This is a genomic window from Vibrio sp. 10N.222.49.C9 (assembly GCF_041474985.1).
Lineage (GTDB): Bacteria > Pseudomonadota > Gammaproteobacteria > Enterobacterales > Vibrionaceae > Vibrio > Vibrio crassostreae_C.
Genome location: NZ_JBFRVD010000542.1, coordinates 1 through 248, shown reverse-complemented (window position 1 = coordinate 248; position 248 = coordinate 1). Strand labels below are relative to the sequence as shown.

The 248-nt window shown below is 46.8% G+C and carries 1 protein-coding gene; it reads left to right on the top strand.

All coding sequences use genetic code 11. The features are described from left to right. Positions 1 to 248, top strand: a 248-nt coding sequence (locus AB4585_RS24380) for a hypothetical protein (RefSeq protein ID WP_372171327.1), incomplete at both ends; no start/stop codon positions are given.

Below are 248 nucleotides of genomic sequence, written 5' to 3'. Positions count from 1 at the left end.
GATGATAACTTATGAAGATTTCTCAACCGAGCAATGGGTTCTTGTCTCACAAACGGATGACGAATTAACTATCTCTAGGGATGGGGCTGAAGAGGTCCTTACCAACGTTACCTATGAAGGAAAGACACTCTGTGAGAGCGGTGATTCACCGTGGGATGATATCACGGACCAACCCTCTGACTTTGGCACTCGTTCTGAATATGACAGCGCAGTCGCTAACTGTACCGTTGGTGGTGCTCAGTTTATAG